Here is a 15,770-nt window from a genome sequence, read left to right on the forward strand (position 1 = left end):
GAGTGCACGCACGCTCGATGGACCACCCGCCAACCCCAGAACTTGGGATCGGTAGCCGGGCGGCCCCGGTGTGATTGCTCCAACGACGCCGACCGACGAGCGTCCGAAGAACCTGAGGAAGGAATCACCATGAAACTGCCCGCCGCCATCGAACAGCACGTCAACCGCTTCGATCGTCAGCAGAGCCTGATCATCGCGATCAGCACCGGCCTGCTGGCCTTCTGGTCGGGCTACCGGGCGGCCTGGTCGCTGTATCTGACCTTCGCCTACGACTTCCTGTTCGGCTCGCTGGTCTTCCAGATCGCGCTGTGGGGCGTGATCGGTGCCGCCGCGGCAGTCGCATCACTCGCGTTCTACAACCGCTACCGCACGGCCGACCAGCCCGGCAATCAGCCGAAGAGCGTCGAACCCCAGTAGTCCGACGAACCGTCACGCACACCTGGCGGGCAGGCGAAGATGCCGCTGCCGGTGTGCGTGATGTATTCGTTCAGGGCGTCGTTGGTGGACAGCTTGGTCTGCATCGGGATGAACGACTCGGCCGGGTTGCGGACGAAGGCGATGAAGAACAGCCCCGCGTCCAGATGGCCGAAACCGTCTGAGCCGTCGGTGAAGTTGTAGCCGCGGCGCAGAATCTGCACGCCGTTGTTGGCCTCGGGGGAGGCCAGGCGCACGTGCGCGTCGACGTCGATCATCGGCGCGCCGTCGGCGCCCTTGCTGTCGAAGTCCAGCGGGGTGAACTCGTCGGTGTACCCGTTGGGTGCGCCGTTGCCCTTCTGTCGTCCGATCACCCGCTCCTGCTCCAACAGCGTTGTGCGGTCCCAGGATTCGATGAGCATCCGGATGCGTCGGCTGATCAGATACGAGCCGCCCGCCATCCAGGCCGGTCCGTCGCCGGTGCCGACCCATATGTACTTGTCGATGGCCGCCGTGTCCTCGGCCTTGATGTTGTTCGTTCCGTCCTTGAACCCGAACAGGTTTCGCGGGGTGGACTGGTTCCGGGTGGTCGACGATGTGCGGCCGAACCCCAGCTGCGAGTACCGCACCGCGACGGTGCCGAAGCCCACGCGGGCCAGGTTGCGGATGGCGTGCACCGCGACCTGCGGGTCGTTGGCGCAGGCCTGTACGACGATGTCGCCGCCGCAGCGCGCCGGGTCCAGCTTCTCGTTGCGGAACTTGGGCAGGTCCACCAGATGTGCCGGCCGCTGATCGTCGATGCCGAACCGGTCCTTGCCGTCCTTGCGGAAGAAGCTGGGGCCGAAACCGATGGTCAGGGTCAGGGCAGAGGGTGAAAGGCCAAGTGCCTCACCGGTATCTGCCGGTGGCGCGTACGGGTTCAGCCCGATGGCCCCGTGTGCGACGGCCTCTTCGCCGAGCGTCATGCGCTCGGCCATCTCCGTCCACTTCTTCAGCATCGCCACCACGTCGGCCTTCTTGTCCGTCGTGACGTCGAAGGTGGCGAAGTGCATCCGGTCCTGCGCGGCGGTGACGATGCCCGCCTGGTGGCTGCCGCGGAACGGCACCGGCTTACTCAGGCTGTCCTCGACCATGGCCGCCGAGGAGCGGCCGGCCAGCGCGCCGGTGGCGGCAGCGCCGACCACAGCGGCTGTCACCCCGGCTGCGCCGAACAGCTTGCGCCGGCTGAGTCCGCCGGGCGCGGCGTGTTCGGTCACGGCCGGTTCAGTGGTCCCCGGCTGAGTGTCACTGCTTTGCGACGACACCCTGCACCTCACTGACCTCCTTGCTCAACGCATCGATCGCCTGCGAAAGTTCTTGGCGCTCAGGCTCGGTGACCTTGTCGTAGGACACGAAGCCGTCGCCCTGGCGGTATTTGTCCAGCAGCGTCTGGACCTTGTCGAAAGCCGCGTCGACGTCCTTGCCGAGGCTGGGGTTGCGCTCGTCGAGGATCGGGTCCACCGAACCGACCGCGGTGCGCGAGCCGTCGACGTTGGCCTGGAAGTCCCACAGGTCGGTGTGGCTGAAGATGTCTTCCTCACCGCTGATCTTGGTCTTGGCGATCTCGTCGAGCAGGCCCTGCGCGCCACCGGCGATCTTGGTGGAGTCGATGGTCCACTTCGGATCCTTCACGCCGGCGTCGAGCTCCTTGACATCGGCGACCAGCTGATCGGCCACCGCGCCGCTGTCGGGCTGCAGACCGGTGACCCACAGCTCCTTCTCCAAGCGGTGGAAGCCGGTCCACTTGTCGCCAGGTTTGACGTCGGCCTCGCGCAGGTCGATGCGCGGGTCCAGGTCGTTCGGGAACGACTCTGCCACCGGCTCGATGCGCTCGTAGTAGGTGCGGGCCTTCGGGTACAGCGCCTTGGCGCCGGCCACGTCACCCTTCTTCACCGCAGCGGCGAAAGCCTCGGTGGCGGGCACCAGGTCGCTGGTCTGGGCGATCACGTACTTCTTGTAGAAGTCGGCGGCGTCCTTGAACTTGCCGGTGTCGTCGATCTTGACGGTGTTGCCGGTGACGGTGAAATCACCACGGATGCCGTCGCCGACCATGCCGGGCTTGCACGCGGTCTTGTAGGTGCCTGCCTCGGGCAGCTGCACGATCAGCTTGCGCTGCAGGCCGGGGGAGATGTTCTCGATCTCGCCCATCACCTTGTCGCCGGGGCCGTAGACGTAGAACTCGGTGACCTTGGTGCCGTTGTTGGTGATGACGAACGTGCTCGCGCCGGTCTTGGCCGATGTCGCCGACAGCTTGCAGGCGTCGTCGGAGGCGGTCACGGTGATCTCGCCCGATGCGGACTTGTTCTCGTCCGACTTGGAGGTGCACGCGGAGACCGCGGTCAGGCCGGCGAGCAGGGCTGCGGAGGCGATTACCGTCTTGCTCCTGGCGTGCGCGGTCAGACCGGCCTTGGCGTTCAGGGCGGCGAGATTCACTTAGCGGACCTTTCGAGGGGGGCAGCAGGGGCCGGTTTGGCTGCGACGGGTCGCAGGAACAGCGTCAGGACGATCAACAGGTAAGCCAGCCAGCAGCCGAACTGCAGGACAGATGGTGTCGGGCTGACGTTGAAGACGCCCTGGATCACCTGGCCGTACCACGACGACCAGTTGAAGGCGCCCGTCAGATCGAAGGCCTTGGCGCCCAGCCCGGGCAGCCAGCCGACGGTCTGCAGCGCGCCGATGGCGTAGGACAAGATGCCGGCGGCGACCACGACCAGGAAGGCGCCGGTGTACTTGAAGAACTTGGCCAAGTTGATCCGCAGCGACCCGATGTACATGCCGTAGGCGAACGCGATGGCGATGAGCACGCCGATCAACAGTCCGGTCAACGGCCAGGCGGTCTCGGCATTGGCGTAGCCGACCATGAACAGCGCCGTCTCGACGCCTTCGCGGCCGACGGCCAGGAACGCCAGCGTGGCGACCGCCCAACCGCCCGATTCCAGGGCGCGCGCCATGTCGCTGCGCAGCTCGCCGGAGATGGTGGCGGCGGCCTTGCGCATCCATAGCACCATCGTGGTGACGATGACCACGGCGACGAACGAGGCGACGCCGGCGATGGCCTCGGCTGCCAGCCCGGAGATGGTGTTCTCGCTGAGCTGGATGCTGAGGAACACGCCGATGGTCATCGCGATGGCGCCGGCAACTCCGAGCCAGACCCATTTGAGGGCGTCGCGGCGGTCGGACTTCACGAGGAAGGCGATCAGGATGGTGACGACGATCGCAGTCTCCAGGCCTTCGCGGAGGCCGATCAGCAAGCTGCCAAACAGCTGTGAGGAAATGCCGGGGCCTGCGGCAGCTAGCGATGTCGAGACCGCGAAAGTGGTCGTCATCCGCAATCCTTAGATAGACTAAACAGCAACACAGGTTTGCCTTGCCAAAGGAAGGCAAGCCAACCTTATCAGCGGACGGGCGACCGTCGTAGTTCCGTGCCGGAAAGCTCGCGCTTCCGGGTGCACTCAGCTCGGCATGCGACGATGACGGGACGACGAATCCGTCGAGAATCTCAGTGCGTGGGGGAGTACCGGTGTTGCGAGCGCGGTGGCTGCGGGCGAGCGCTGTCGTTGCCGCGACAGCGCTGCTGATGGCCTCGAGTTGCTCGTTTCAGCCCGGCTACCTGCGCGGAGTGCCGCCGCCGGCGGGACCGCCCGTGCCCGCGATCAACACTCATGTGAAGGGTCGTGGCGCCGACCAGTTGCACGACTGGGCCCAGCAGCTGGCACCGCCGCTGGGCATTCCGGTCATGGCGCTCGAGGCGTACGGGTACGCCGCTCGCGTCGCCGAGGTCGAGAACCCCAAGTGCCACATCGCGTGGACGACGCTGGCCGGCATCGGCATGGTCGAGAGTCATCACGGCACCTACCGCGGCGCGACCATCGCGCCGAACGGCGACGTCACGCCCCCGATTCGCGGCGTGCCGCTCGATGGCACCATGAACAACCTGCGGATTTCGGACTCCGATCTCGGCAACATGGACAACGACAGCGCCGTCGACCGCGCCATGGGGCCCATGCAGTTCATTCCGGACACCTGGCGGTTGTACGGCGTCGACGCCAACAACACCGGCTTCGCCAGTCCCGACAACATCGATGACGCGGCGCTGTCAGCGGCTGGTTATCTCTGCTACCGCGGCAAGGATTTGTCCAGCCCGCGTGGCTGGATGGACGCGCTGCACGCCTACAACATGTCGGACGACTACGCCCGTGCTGTGCGCGACTGGGCGACGGCATATGCCAACGGGCGCCAAAGATAGGTATTCGATCGGCCGGGGTAGCTGACACACTCCTGCGCCCGGCACCGTTTAGGCTGATGGGCGTTCGCACGAGTCCGTGACGCCAAAGGGAGACCCAAGTGCCAATCATCGAACAGGTCGGAGCCCGCGAGATTCTCGACTCTCGGGGAAATCCGACGGTCGAGGTCGAGGTTGCTCTGACTGATGGAACGTTCGCCCGCGCGGCCGTGCCGTCGGGTGCGTCCACCGGTGAGCACGAGGCTGTCGAACTGCGTGACGGCGGCGCCCGCTACCTCGGCAAGGGTGTCGAGAAGGCCGTCGAGGCCGTGCTCGACGAGATCGCCCCTGCCGTCATCGGCCAGGCCGCCGACGACCAGCGCATCATCGACCAGGCGCTGCTGGACCTGGACGGCACCCCGGACAAGTCGCGCCTCGGCGCCAACGCCATCCTCGGTGTCTCGCTCGCAGTGGCCAAGGCCGCTGCCGATTCCGCCGGCCTGCCGCTGTTCCGCTACATCGGCGGCCCGAACGCTCACATCCTGCCGGTGCCGATGATGAACATCCTCAACGGTGGCGCCCACGCCGATACCGGCGTCGACGTCCAGGAGTTCATGGTCGCCCCGATCGGTGCCCCGACTTTCAAGGAATCGCTGCGCTGGGGCGCCGAGGTGTACCACTCGCTCAAGTCCGTGCTGAAGAAGCAGGGGCTGTCGACCGGCCTCGGTGACGAGGGCGGCTTCGCGCCCGACGTCGCCGGCACGCACGCCGCGCTCGAACTGATCAGCACCGCCATCGACGCCACCGGCCTGAAGCTGGGCAGCGACGTGGCGCTGGCCCTCGACGTCGCGGCCACCGAGTTCTACACGGACGGAACGGGTTACGCCTTCGAGAAGCAGACCCGCACCGCTGAGCAGATGGCCGAGTTCTACGCCTCGCTGCTGGATTCCTTCCCGCTGGTGTCCATCGAGGACCCGCTGTCCGAGGACGACTGGGACGGCTGGGTGGCGCTGACCACGGCGATCGGTGACCGCGTCCAGCTGGTCGGCGACGACCTGTTCGTCACCAACCCGGAGCGGCTGGAAGAGGGCATCGAGAAGGGCGCAGCCAACGCGCTGCTGGTGAAGGTGAACCAGATCGGCACGCTCACCGAGACGTTGGACGCTGTTGCCCTGGCCCACGCCGCCGGCTACAAGTCGATGATGAGCCACCGCAGTGGCGAGACCGAGGACACCACCATTGCCGACCTGGCCGTGGCGTGCAGCTGCGGTCAGATCAAGACCGGTGCCCCGGCCCGCAGCGAGCGTGTCGCCAAGTACAACCAGCTGCTGCGCATCGAGGAGACCCTGGGTGACGCCGCGCGGTACGCCGGCGACCTGGCTTTCCCGCGTTTCGCGCTGGAAGCCAAGTAGTTTCGCGGGTCTGACCTACCGATATGGCCGATCCCAAGCGGCGTTCCCCCGCCTCTCGCCCCGCCAAACCCGGCGAGGCGAAGCGGGGGCGCGCCGGGGCCGGCACGTCGGCGGCCAAGGCGGGTAGCCGGCCCAAGGCCGAGCCGCGCCGGGTCCCGGAAAGCCTGCCGGCCCCCGTCGCGGAGCCGATCCGGCAGTCGTATGCGGAGTCGGTCGAGCACCATGCCGAGCAGCGGCTGGGCTCAGCGGCGCGGCGGGCGGCGATTCTCGCCGTCGTCGTGTGCGTGCTGACCCTGACCATCGCCGGGCCGGTGCGGACGTTCTTCGCGCAGCGCACCGAGATGCAGCAGCTGGCCACGGCTGAGGCCCAATTGCGTTCGCAGATCAAGAATTTGGAGCAGCAGAAGGTGAAGCTGGCCGACCCGGTGTACATCGCCGCGCAGGCCCGTGAGCGGTTGGGCTTCGTGATGCCGGGCGATATCCCGTATCAGGTGCAACTGCCTCCCGGCGCCGTGACGGCACCCGTCGCGCCCGCACCGTCGCCCACCGCGAAGAGCAACCAGCCCTGGTACACCGCGCTGTGGCACACCATTGCCGATCAGCCGCACGGGCTTACGCCGGCTCCGGCCGTCGTGCCGCCCGGCCCGGATGGCGTCACCCCGAACGATGCCGTGCCCCCGACCGACGAGCCCGCACCTCAGGCGCCGCCCGGTGGTTGACGCTGCTGATCTGGAAGCCGTTGCGGCCCAACTGGGGCGCGAACCGCGCGGTGTGTTGGAGATCGCCTACCGCTGCCCCAATGGTGAACCCGGCGTGGTGAAGACCGCGCCGCGGTTGCCCGACGGAACTCCTTTTCCCACTTTGTATTACCTGACCCATCCGGCGCTGACGGCCGCGGCGAGCCGGCTGGAGTCGTCCGGTCTGATGAAGGACATGACCGAACGCCTGCAGGACTCCGAAGAGTTGGCGGCGGCGTATCTGCGGGCGCACGAGTCGTTCCTGGCCGAGCGGGACGCCATCGAATCGCTGGGCACGACGTTCTCCGGCGGCGGGATGCCGGACCGGGTGAAGTGCCTGCACGTGGTGATGGCGCATTCGTTGGCAAAAGGCCCGGGCGTCAATCCCTTTGGCGACGAGGCGCTGGCATTGTTGGCGGTCGAACCGGCGATGGCCGGGATTCTGGATCCGAAGGTGTGGGTGTGAGTTCGCGAGTCGCTGCTGTTGACTGCGGTACCAATTCCATCCGGCTGCTGATTGCCGACGTGTCCGATGGGCGGCTGCAGGATGTCCACCGCGAGATGCGGATCGTCACCCTCGGCGAAGGTGTCGACGCCACAGGACAATTCGCGCCCGCCGCATTGGCTCGTACCGAGGCCGCACTGACTGACTACGTCGAGGTGATGCTGACGCACGACGTGACGAAAGTGCGCATGGTCGCGACCTCGGCGGCCCGCGACGCCGGCAACCGCGACGAGTTCTTCGCCCTGACGGCGCGCCAACTGGGTCGGGTGATGCCGGGTGCGGTGGCCGAGGTGATCACCGGGACCGAGGAGGCCGCGTTGTCCTTCCGCGGTGCCGTCGGTGAATTGGACCCGGCCACAGGACCTTTCGTGGTCGTGGATCTGGGCGGCGGTTCGACCGAGGTGGTGCTCGGCGGTTCCGGCCCTGCCGTTGCCGACGTGGTGGCCAGCTTCTCGGCCAACATCGGCTGCGTGCGACTCACCGAGCGTTGCCTACAGTCCGATCCGCCCACCGCCGACGAAGTGGCCGCCGCGCGCGCCGTGGTCCGCGAGAAGTTGGCCGAAGCCCTTGACGTGGTGCCGCTCGAAGGTGCGGCGACGTGGGTCGGCGTGGCCGGCACGTTCACCACGATTGCCGCTCTGGCGCTGGGCCTACCGGAGTACGACTCCGAGGCGATTCACCTGTCCCGCATCGGAATTCCCGAAGTGGTGAAAGTGTGTGACGAGCTGATCGCGATGCCCCGTGCGCAACGCGCCGAGCTCGGCCCCATGCACCCGGGCCGGGTGCCGGTGATCGGCGGCGGCTCGATCGTCGTCGAGGAATTGGCCCGCGAATTCGGTCAGCGAGCGGGGATCACGGAATTGGTGGTCAGCGAGCACGACATCTTGGACGGCATCGCGCTGTCGGTCTGACCTTGCGCCGAGCGCGGGGGTCTACGCGGAAAATTGGGGCTTCCCTCGTCAACCCCCACGGTCGACGCTCGAGATTTCTGGCTAGACCTTGCAGTTCGGGCGGTTGTGGCAGTGGTGTCCGTCGCGGCAGGCGTTGCACTGACAGCCACAAGTGGACACGTTCTTGGTGGAAACCTTCATTACTGTTCACCCCTGTTTGTCTCGGCTTATCGAGATATGACTACTTCACCATAGTTCGATCGTGTAGCCGAGTGAAGGTCGCGGGAGCTACTGGTCGATGTCAGGGTGCTACGCCGAGTGTGACGACCAGCGCGGTGACGCGCGCGAAAAATGAACGGTAAGCGACACGTTCGGTGTAGGAGTCGGGACGCCGGCATCACAGACCGACGGCCGGAACCAGTCCTCGTGAGACTGACTTCCGGCCGTCGGCAGGGGGTGATTCAGTTGGCTGTGTCGTCCGATGCCTGGACCACGGGGGCGGCCGGTGCGGCGGGGGCGCCCAGCTGGCGGGCGACGAAGTCTGCAGCCTGGTTGGCCATGCCGTTGAACTTGTAGGCGCTGTGAGCGGAGCGGTCCATGCCGCCACCACAGATCGGGTCGCCAGGGGCGCACAGCTGGATGGTCTTGCCGGCGTAGGCCCCGCCGATGTTGATGGCGGGCGCACTGCGGTCGGCAACGCTCAGCACGAACGGGCTCGGGGTGCCGAACAGAACGACGGCGGCGACGTGCGAGGCGACCGACGTGGGCATTGGGCCGCTGATACCGGCGGGCAGGACGAATCCGGCCGGCACGCTGCTCATGGTGCTGTAACCGGCGACGGCCGCGCCCTGCGAGTAGCCGCCGATGACGATCTTGGTGGCGGGGCACGAGGCGGCGATGGACTCGATGCGGTTGGTGGCGTCGGCGACGCCGTCGGCGGCCTGGCCGAAGTCCAGGGAGGCGGGGTAGTTCACGCCGTAGGCGTCGATGTTCCGGCCGGGCATGCGGGCATTGAGTGCGTCGACGAAGGCCTGACCGGTGGCTCCGACGCCGGGCGCTTCGAAGGTGCCGCGGGCGAAGACGACCTCGACGTTCGCACAGGAGTCGTCGGCGGCGTTGGCGGTGGCGACCGGGCCGGCGATGGCGCCGGCGATGATCGTGAAGGCAGCCACGGCGGTCAATGCCGCCTTGCCCGCCGCGATACGAATGGCGCTCATGTTGTATTCCCCGTCCCTTGAATTACCAGTTGCCTGGTATAAGCCGAATCGGGGAGCTGCGATTCCACGCGGTCGGTGTGACCTAACACATACCTAGCGCAACTAAGCATCGGGGATGAACTGCGGGCTGGTTTGCGTTGGCCTTGCCTATCCAATTTCGGCGATGGCCGCCCGGCGTCAACTACTCGCTTTGGCGGCGCTTTTCTTAGGCTTGGGCGCCGCGACCGCCTCGGGTGCAGGAGCCGCGGGCGTGGCAATCTGCGCTGCCGCGGTGATGACCGGCCGGCACATCTCGATCGCCTTCTCCGTGTACACGCGGTAGCCGAAGTCCGGGTTGTAGCCGTGGATTTCGGGTGTGTCGAGGTCGCGGAGGAAGGTGAGGATCTCGCGGCTGAACACCTGGCCCGGCACCAGCACGGGGAAACCCGGCGGGTATGGCGTCACGAACGTCGCCGAGACGACGTCCACGTCGTTGTCCAACTTCTCGAACACCTCATCGGTGGTCAGGTATTCGCAGTTGGTGTCGGTGTAGGAGAGGTAGAAGGCGCGGCGCACATCGCCTTCCGGCGTGGGTATGGCGCCGTTGGTCCAGGTCACGTCGCAGAACACCGGATGGAACCCGCTGAAGTTCGGCAGCGAGGCCGACGGCGTGGTCAGGCGGCGCACCTTCTGCTCGAACCGGCTGCGCTCACCGAGGCCCATCTCGGAGACCGATTCGTCGAGCTCGGCGGCGATCTTCACCAGCACCTCGACGAGGAAGGCCACCGAACTGCGGGTGGTGCCGATGTTCGTCATGAACAGCACCGTGTTGCGCGAAGTCTTGTTGATCTGCACGCCGTGCCGGTCCATCAACTGCTCGCGCTTGAAGGTGTCGCCGTCGTAGCCGGTGTGCCCGATGGACAGGGTGATCCGGGACGGGTCCAGGACGAATTCGTCCTTATCCCAGGCGGTCATCATGTTCTGCAGCCCGGAGCGCAGCGGCTGCTCGATGTGACTGGCCCGGAATTCATCGGGGATCAGATCCGATGTGCGCAGGCACCGCATGTACTTGCTCAGCAACGGGTGATTATCGATGGCGTCCCGCAACTGCATGGCATTCTCGATCTGACGCTGCACCAGCTCGACACCCTCCAGCGCCACCTGCCGCCGGCCCAGATCCAGCGACGCCAGAATCTGGTAGTTGGGCGAGGTCGACGTGTGTGCCATGTACGCCTCGTGGAAGGCTTCGGCCACCTTTTGCTCGAAGTCCTGGTCGAACACGTGGATCATCGAACCCTGGCGGAGCGAGGTCAGCGTCTTGTGTGTCGACTGCGATGCGTATACCCGCACGCGCGCCTTTGCCGGGTCCGGGATCAGCCGGCGTTCGAGCAGTTCCTGGTCGGTGGGCGGCTTTTCGATGTCCGCTTTCAGTTGACGCTGGTAGGCGGCGAGGTACTCAGGCTCGGCCAGCTTGTCGCGCAGCCGGCGGGCCGACGCCATGGCCGTGCGGTCGCGGTATACCGGGTGGAACCGCGCGAACGCGAACCATGCTTCGTCCCAAAGGAATACCAGGTCGGGCTTGATGGCCAGGCATTCCTCCATGACCCGCTGCACGTCGTAGACGATGCCGTCGAAGGTACAGTTGGTCAGCGAGATCATCTTGACGCGGTCGAGCTTGCCGGCGTTCTTGAGTGCCAACAACTTTGACTTGATCTCACGCAGTGGCACCGCGCCGTACATGGTGTAGTCGGGCAGCGGATACGCCTCGAGGTAGATGACGTTGGCTCCCGCCATCATCATTCCGTAGTGGTGCGACTGGTGGCAGTTGCGGTCCAGCAGCACGATGTCCCCGGGCGCCACCAGTGACTGGGTCACGATCTTGTTGGCCGTCGACGTGCCGTTGGTGACGAAGTAGGTGCGCCGCGAACCGTACGTCTCTGCCGCCAGCTGCTGTGCTTCACGCAGTGGCCCCGTCGGCTCCAACAGTGAGTCCAGTCCGCCGCAGGTCGCGGACGTCTCGGCCATGAACACGTCGAGCCCGTAGAAGCTCACCATGTCTTTTATCCAGTGCGAGTTGACAATTGACTTGCCCTGGCTGATCGGCAGCGCGTGGAACACCCCGGTGGGCCGGTGGCTGTACTGCTTGAGCGCGCTGAAAAACGGTGTGCGGTAACGCTCGGCGACGCCCTGCAGGATCGACAGGTGCAGTTCGAGCACACCCTCGCGGGCGTGGAACACCCGGCGGAAGTGGGGGCCAAGGCGGCCGGCGATGTCTTCGACCTCGATCTCCGTCATGAGATACAGGTCGAGTTCGGGCCGCAGTTCCTGCAGTGACGACGCGAGAATCTGTGCGCGTTCGTCGGGCGACTTGTGGTCGTCCAGCACCGCGGAGACCTTGGTGTCGACGAACTGCGCCAGCGTCGACAGGTCGCGCTCGGACTGGTGGCTGAATCGGCGCCGGATCACGACGGCCTGCAGGTTGACGTTCAGCCGGGCCGCGATCAACGCTTCGTCACCGCTGGCGACCACCACCAGCTCGTAGACGAACTCGTCGTCGGGCCGGCGCCAGCTGCGAACCTCTGCGCGCAGCGCCTGCTCCTGGGCCTCGGTCATCTTCTCGACGATCAGGACCTCGAAGTACAGCTGTTCGCGCCGGGTGACGGGCTGCTGTTCCAGCGTGCGCGGGTCGGTGGGGAACATCTCGGTGTCGTCCATGCCGGCGTGGTCGACGTCGCCGGTCCGGTAGGACTCGGTGGTGAGCGCGCGGTTGATGCGGGCGACGGCTTTGGCGAACTTGTCGTAGGCGCCGGCGCTGAACAACCGCTGCACCTTGGCGAACTGGAGGGAACCGGGGTACGCCCAATACGGTTCCAGCGGGGTCAGCGTCGCGAGGAGCTCTCGGCAGATGCTGACGTACTGCTCCTTGAGATCGCCGACGGTGGTGGTCCGGGTCAGGCGGTCGGCGGCCTCTTCGAGGCGGCACCAGGCGTCGCCCCGCAGTTGCCAGACACTGTTGTACGCGCGCGAATTGTCTGCCATTTCCAGCCTTTTCACAGGTGCATTCGTGGGAGGACGTCGCGCTCCAGCCTTGCACTGCCGGTAACCCGTGTCAGGCAAACAGTTGGCGATTTCTGTGCGTCGAGCTACTCCTGGAAGCGGTAGCCCATCCCGGCCTCGGTCAGCAGGTGTTTGGGGTGGGACGGGTCGACCTCGAGTTTGCGACGCAACTGCGCGAGGTACACGCGCAGGTAGTGGGTCTCCTTGGCGTACGCGGGGCCCCACACCTCTTTGAGCAGTTCCTCGCGGCCCACCAGCTTGCCGCGGTTGCGCACCAGCATCTCCAGCATGCCCCACTCGGTGGGGGTCAGGTGCACCTCGTTGCCGCTGCGGGTCACCCGCTTGGCGGCCAAATCGACTGTGAATGACGATGTTTCGACGACGGGCTCGTCGGTCTCGGAGGCGGCGGCGCCGCGTCGTACGGCGGCCCGCAGCCGGGCCAGGAACTCGTCCATGCCGAACGGTTTGGTCACGTAGTCGTCAGCGCCGGCGTCGAGGGCCTCGACCTTGTCCATCGAGTCGGTGCGCGCCGACAGCACGATCACCGGAGCCGTGAGCCAACCGCGCAGCCCGGCCAGCACGTCGATGCCGGACATGTCGGGCAGGCCGAGGTCCAGGATCACCACGTCGGGTTTGTGCTCGGCGGCGGCCTTCAACGCCTCGGCGCCGGTGGCCGCGACGGTGACGTCGTACCCACGCACCGACAGATTGATCCGCAACGCACGCAGAATCTGAGGTTCGTCGTCGATGACCAGAACCCGTGTCACGCCTTGTCCTTTCCCGCGGCTGCCAGGTCCACCACGACGGTCAGCCCGCCGCCGGGCGTATCGGTGGCGGAGATGGTGCCACCCATTGCCTCGACAAATCCGCGCGCGACCGAAAGCCCAAGTCCCACACCGGTGCTGTTGTCGTGGTCGCCGAGGCGCTGGAACGGCGCGAACAGCTCCTCCTCGGTGCCGCGGGGGATGCCCGGTCCCTCGTCGACGATCGTGATCAGTACCCGGTCGCCGACCTGCCCGGCGTTCACCCGCACCACGCTGCCCGCGGAGTAGCGCAGCGCGTTGTCGATGAGGTTGACCAGCACCCGCTCCAGCAGGCCCGCATCGGCCAGCGCAACGGCGTCGCCGACTTCGACCTTCACCCGGTCGAGTCCACGGTTCGCGTAACCCGTTGCCCCGCGACTGATTCCGAGCAGGGCTCGCTGCACGACCTCTTCCATGTACACCCGCCGCAGCTCCGGCTTCACCACCCCGGCGGCCAGCCGCGAGGAGTCCAGCAGGTTGCCCACCAACGCGGTCAGCTGATCCACCGATTCCTCGATGGTGGCCAGCAGCTCGGCAGTGTCCTCGGGGGAGAAGCCGACGTCCTCGCTCCGTAGGCTCGACACCGCGGCCTTGGCCGCTGCCAGGGGCGTGCGCAGGTCGTGGCTGACGGCGCTCAGCAGCGAGCGGCGCAGTTCGTCGGCTTTGGCCAAGGCCTCGGCGCGGCCGGCTTCTTCGGCCAACGCGCGTTGCCGCACCAGACCGGCAGCTTGGCGGGCGACGGCGCCGAGCACGCGCCGATCGCGGGCCTCGGTCTTGCGGCCGGCCATCAGCAGCCAGTACTCGTCGTCGCTGACCTCGATGGCGGTGTCAGCGGAATCGACTGTCACACAGGGGTCCTTGCCGACGCAGGCGACGATGCCCTCTTCTTCGTGCAGCAGGCTGACGGCGCGTTGCGCGTACGTCTCGCGGACGCGTTCGAGCAGTGTGTTCAGGTCGGCGCCGCGCAGCACGCTGCCGGCGAAGAGGGCCAGCAGTTCGGCTTCCTGCGAGGCGTGGCGGGCTTCTCTGGACCGTTTGGCCGCGCCGTCGACCAGTGCGGCGACCGCGACCGCGACGGCCAGCAGCACCACGATGGTGAGGGCGCTGTCCGGGTCGGCGATGGTGAAGCTGTACCGCGGGGCGACGAAGAAGTAGTTGAGCATCAGCCCGGACAGCACCGCCGACAGGGCGGCCGGGGCGACGCCGCCGAGCAGCGCGACGATCAGCACGCCGATGAAGTACACCGCGCTCTCGCCGCCGACGTGCAGGAACGGATCCAGCAGCGAGGCGATGGCCGTGATGATGCCGGGCACGACGATGGCGGCGAGCCAGGAAGTCAGGTGCCGCTGTCCGCGCGTCGCCGTCGACCACGACCAGCCGGGCTGGGACTGCTCATGGGTGACCATGTGCACGTCGATCTTGCCGGAGTGCTGCACGGTCTTGGCGCCGATGCCCTCGTCGAACAGCCGCGCCCAGCGTGAGCGGCGTGACGTGCCCAGCACCAGCTGGGTGGCGTTCATCTCGCGCGCGAAATCCAGTAGCGCAGAGGGGACGTCACCGTCACTGCCGCCGACGACGGTGTGCAGCGTGGCGCCAAGGCTGGCGGCCAGCTCGCGCACCTTGCCCATCTGCGGGGCCGAGACGCCCGTCAGGCCGTCGCCGCGGACGACGTGCACCACCATCAGTTCGGCGCTCGACTTGGAGGCGATGCGTGACGCGCGGCGTACCAGGGTCTCTGATTCGGGGCCACCGGTGACCGCCACGACGACGCGTTCGCGCGCCTCCCAGGTTTCCGAAATATTGTGCTCGGCGCGGTATTTCGCGAGGGCGGCGTCAACCTGGTCGGCCAGCCACAGTAGCGCCAGCTCACGCAGCGCGGTGAGGTTGCCCTGCCGGAAGTAGTTGGACAGCGCCGCATCGACGCGGTCCGGTGCGTACACGTTGCCGTGGGAGAGCCTGCGGCGCAACGCTTCCGGTGTGATGTCGACCAGCTCGATCTGCGCGGCGCTGCGCACCACGGCGTCCGGCACCGTCTCCTGCTGCTCGATGCCGGTGATCTGGGCGACGACGTCGTTCAGGCTCTCCAGGTGCTGGACGTTGACGGTGGAGATGACGGTGATTCCGGCGTCGAGTAATTCCTCGATGTCCTGCCAGCGTTTGGCGTTCTTGCTGCCGGGCGTATTGCTGTGCGCCAGTTCATCGACCAGCACCACCTCGGGGTGGCGGGCCAACACCGCCGGGACATCCAGTTCGGCGAACGTCCCGCCGCGGTAGTCGATGAACCGCGGCGGGATGCGTTCGATGCCGGCCAGTGCCTCGGCCGTCTTCTTGCGGCCGTGTGTCTCGACGACGGCGGCGACGACGTCGGTGCCGCGTTCGATGCGGCGGTGCGCCTCGCCGAGCATCGCGAAGGTTTTGCCCACGCCAGGGGCCGCACCCAGGTAGATGCGTAACTCGCCCCGCTTGTCCGGCACTTCCATGTGTCCTATTGTCCA

13 protein-coding genes are annotated in these 15,770 nt (G+C 66.8%); 6 read left to right on the forward strand and 7 right to left on the reverse strand.

Translation table 11 applies throughout. From position 1 onward, the window contains the following. The first annotated feature begins 129 nt into the window (after positions 1-129). Positions 130-417, forward strand: a complete 288-nt coding sequence (locus ACX12F_RS04450; RefSeq protein WP_459368442.1) for a hypothetical protein — start codon at positions 130-132, stop codon at positions 415-417. On the opposite strand, the gene efeB is transcribed toward ACX12F_RS04450, so the two are convergent. Genes efeB through efeU form a run of 3 tightly spaced genes read right to left on the reverse strand, consistent with a single transcriptional unit; the run spans position 390 to position 3,779 of the window. Next, positions 390-1,718 carry an iron uptake transporter deferrochelatase/peroxidase subunit gene (gene efeB / locus ACX12F_RS04455; protein ID WP_459368443.1) on the reverse strand — a complete coding sequence of 443 codons (1,329 nt, stop codon included), beginning with the start codon at positions 1,716-1,718 and terminating at the stop codon, positions 390-392. The two genes, ACX12F_RS04450 and efeB, sit on opposite strands and share 28 nt — an antisense overlap. After that, positions 1,699-2,853 carry an iron uptake system protein EfeO gene (gene efeO, locus ACX12F_RS04460; RefSeq protein ID WP_459370236.1) on the reverse strand — a complete coding sequence of 385 codons (1,155 nt, stop codon included), beginning with the start codon at positions 2,851-2,853 and terminating at the stop codon, positions 1,699-1,701. Before efeO ends, efeB begins: the two co-directional genes overlap by 20 nt. Positions 2,854-2,882: 29 nt before the next feature. Next, positions 2,883-3,779: an iron uptake transporter permease EfeU gene (gene efeU, locus ACX12F_RS04465; protein ID WP_459368444.1), complete on the reverse strand. Its 897-nt coding sequence runs from the start codon at positions 3,777-3,779 to the stop codon at positions 2,883-2,885. A gap of 251 nt (positions 3,780-4,030) precedes the next feature. On the opposite strand from efeU, the gene ACX12F_RS04470 reads away from it, so the two are divergent. The 5 genes from ACX12F_RS04470 to ACX12F_RS04490 all read left to right on the forward strand — a co-directional run bounded on the left by ACX12F_RS04470 (position 4,031) and on the right by ACX12F_RS04490 (position 8,240). Then, a complete protein-coding gene (locus tag ACX12F_RS04470) occupies positions 4,031-4,699 on the forward strand; it encodes a lytic transglycosylase domain-containing protein (RefSeq protein ID WP_459370237.1) in 669 nt (222 codons plus the stop codon). A 98-nt stretch (positions 4,700-4,797) separates the two neighbouring features. Continuing rightward, positions 4,798-6,087 carry a phosphopyruvate hydratase gene (eno, locus tag ACX12F_RS04475; protein ID WP_459368445.1) on the forward strand — a complete coding sequence of 430 codons (1,290 nt, stop codon included), beginning with the start codon at positions 4,798-4,800 and terminating at the stop codon, positions 6,085-6,087. Between the two features lie 23 nt (positions 6,088-6,110). Continuing rightward, positions 6,111-6,806: an FtsB family cell division protein gene (locus ACX12F_RS04480; RefSeq protein ID WP_459368446.1), complete on the forward strand. Its 696-nt coding sequence runs from the start codon at positions 6,111-6,113 to the stop codon at positions 6,804-6,806. Continuing rightward, positions 6,799-7,290, forward strand: a complete 492-nt coding sequence (locus tag ACX12F_RS04485; protein WP_459368447.1) for a DUF501 domain-containing protein — start codon at positions 6,799-6,801, stop codon at positions 7,288-7,290. The genes ACX12F_RS04480 and ACX12F_RS04485 overlap by 8 nt, the downstream gene beginning before the upstream one ends. Beyond that, the gene (locus tag ACX12F_RS04490) at positions 7,281-8,240 is read left to right on the forward strand and encodes a Ppx/GppA phosphatase family protein (protein WP_459368448.1); all 960 of its coding nucleotides are present in this window, start codon (positions 7,281-7,283) and stop codon (positions 8,238-8,240) included. Before ACX12F_RS04485 ends, ACX12F_RS04490 begins: the two co-directional genes overlap by 10 nt. Positions 8,241-8,680: 440 nt before the next feature. Here ACX12F_RS04490 and ACX12F_RS04495 read toward each other — a convergent pair whose 3' ends face one another. From ACX12F_RS04495 to ACX12F_RS04510, 4 genes are all read right to left on the reverse strand, one after another. Then, positions 8,681-9,436 (reverse strand): cutinase family protein, encoded by a 756-nt coding sequence (locus ACX12F_RS04495; RefSeq protein ID WP_459368449.1) that lies wholly within the window; start codon positions 9,434-9,436, stop codon positions 8,681-8,683. A 177-nt stretch (positions 9,437-9,613) separates the two neighbouring features. After that, entirely contained in the window at positions 9,614-12,454 is a 2,841-nt protein-coding gene (locus tag ACX12F_RS04500) for an aminotransferase class I/II-fold pyridoxal phosphate-dependent enzyme (protein ID WP_459368450.1), read from the reverse strand. 104 nt (positions 12,455-12,558) lie between these two features. Continuing rightward, complete coding sequence (locus ACX12F_RS04505) at positions 12,559-13,239, reverse strand: response regulator (RefSeq protein ID WP_043398993.1); 681 nt, start codon at positions 13,237-13,239, stop codon at positions 12,559-12,561. Continuing rightward, positions 13,236-15,755, reverse strand: coding sequence for a DUF4118 domain-containing protein (locus ACX12F_RS04510; RefSeq protein ID WP_459368451.1), 2,520 nt, complete (start codon positions 15,753-15,755; stop codon positions 13,236-13,238). Before ACX12F_RS04510 ends, ACX12F_RS04505 begins: the two co-directional genes overlap by 4 nt. Positions 15,756-15,770: the final 15 nt, after the last annotated feature.

This window comes from Mycolicibacterium sp. HS_4_1 (assembly GCF_054515875.1).

What these genes read in the sequence shown, in the direction of transcription:
- efeU (WP_459368444.1), bottom strand. Translation starts at nt 3,779, where the DNA reads ATGACGACCACTTTCGCGGTCTCGACATCGCTAGCTGCCGCAGGCCCC.
- ACX12F_RS04510 (WP_459368451.1), bottom strand. Translation starts at nt 15,755, where the DNA reads ATGGAAGTGCCGGACAAGCGGGGCGAGTTACGCATCTACCTGGGTGCG.
- ACX12F_RS04470 (WP_459370237.1), top strand. Translation starts at nt 4,031, where the DNA reads ATGGCCTCGAGTTGCTCGTTTCAGCCCGGCTACCTGCGCGGAGTGCCG.
- ACX12F_RS04480 (WP_459368446.1), top strand. Translation starts at nt 6,111, where the DNA reads ATGGCCGATCCCAAGCGGCGTTCCCCCGCCTCTCGCCCCGCCAAACCC.
- ACX12F_RS04500 (WP_459368450.1), bottom strand. Translation starts at nt 12,454, where the DNA reads ATGGCAGACAATTCGCGCGCGTACAACAGTGTCTGGCAACTGCGGGGC.
- ACX12F_RS04495 (WP_459368449.1), bottom strand. Translation starts at nt 9,436, where the DNA reads ATGAGCGCCATTCGTATCGCGGCGGGCAAGGCGGCATTGACCGCCGTG.
- ACX12F_RS04450 (WP_459368442.1), top strand. Translation starts at nt 130, where the DNA reads ATGAAACTGCCCGCCGCCATCGAACAGCACGTCAACCGCTTCGATCGT.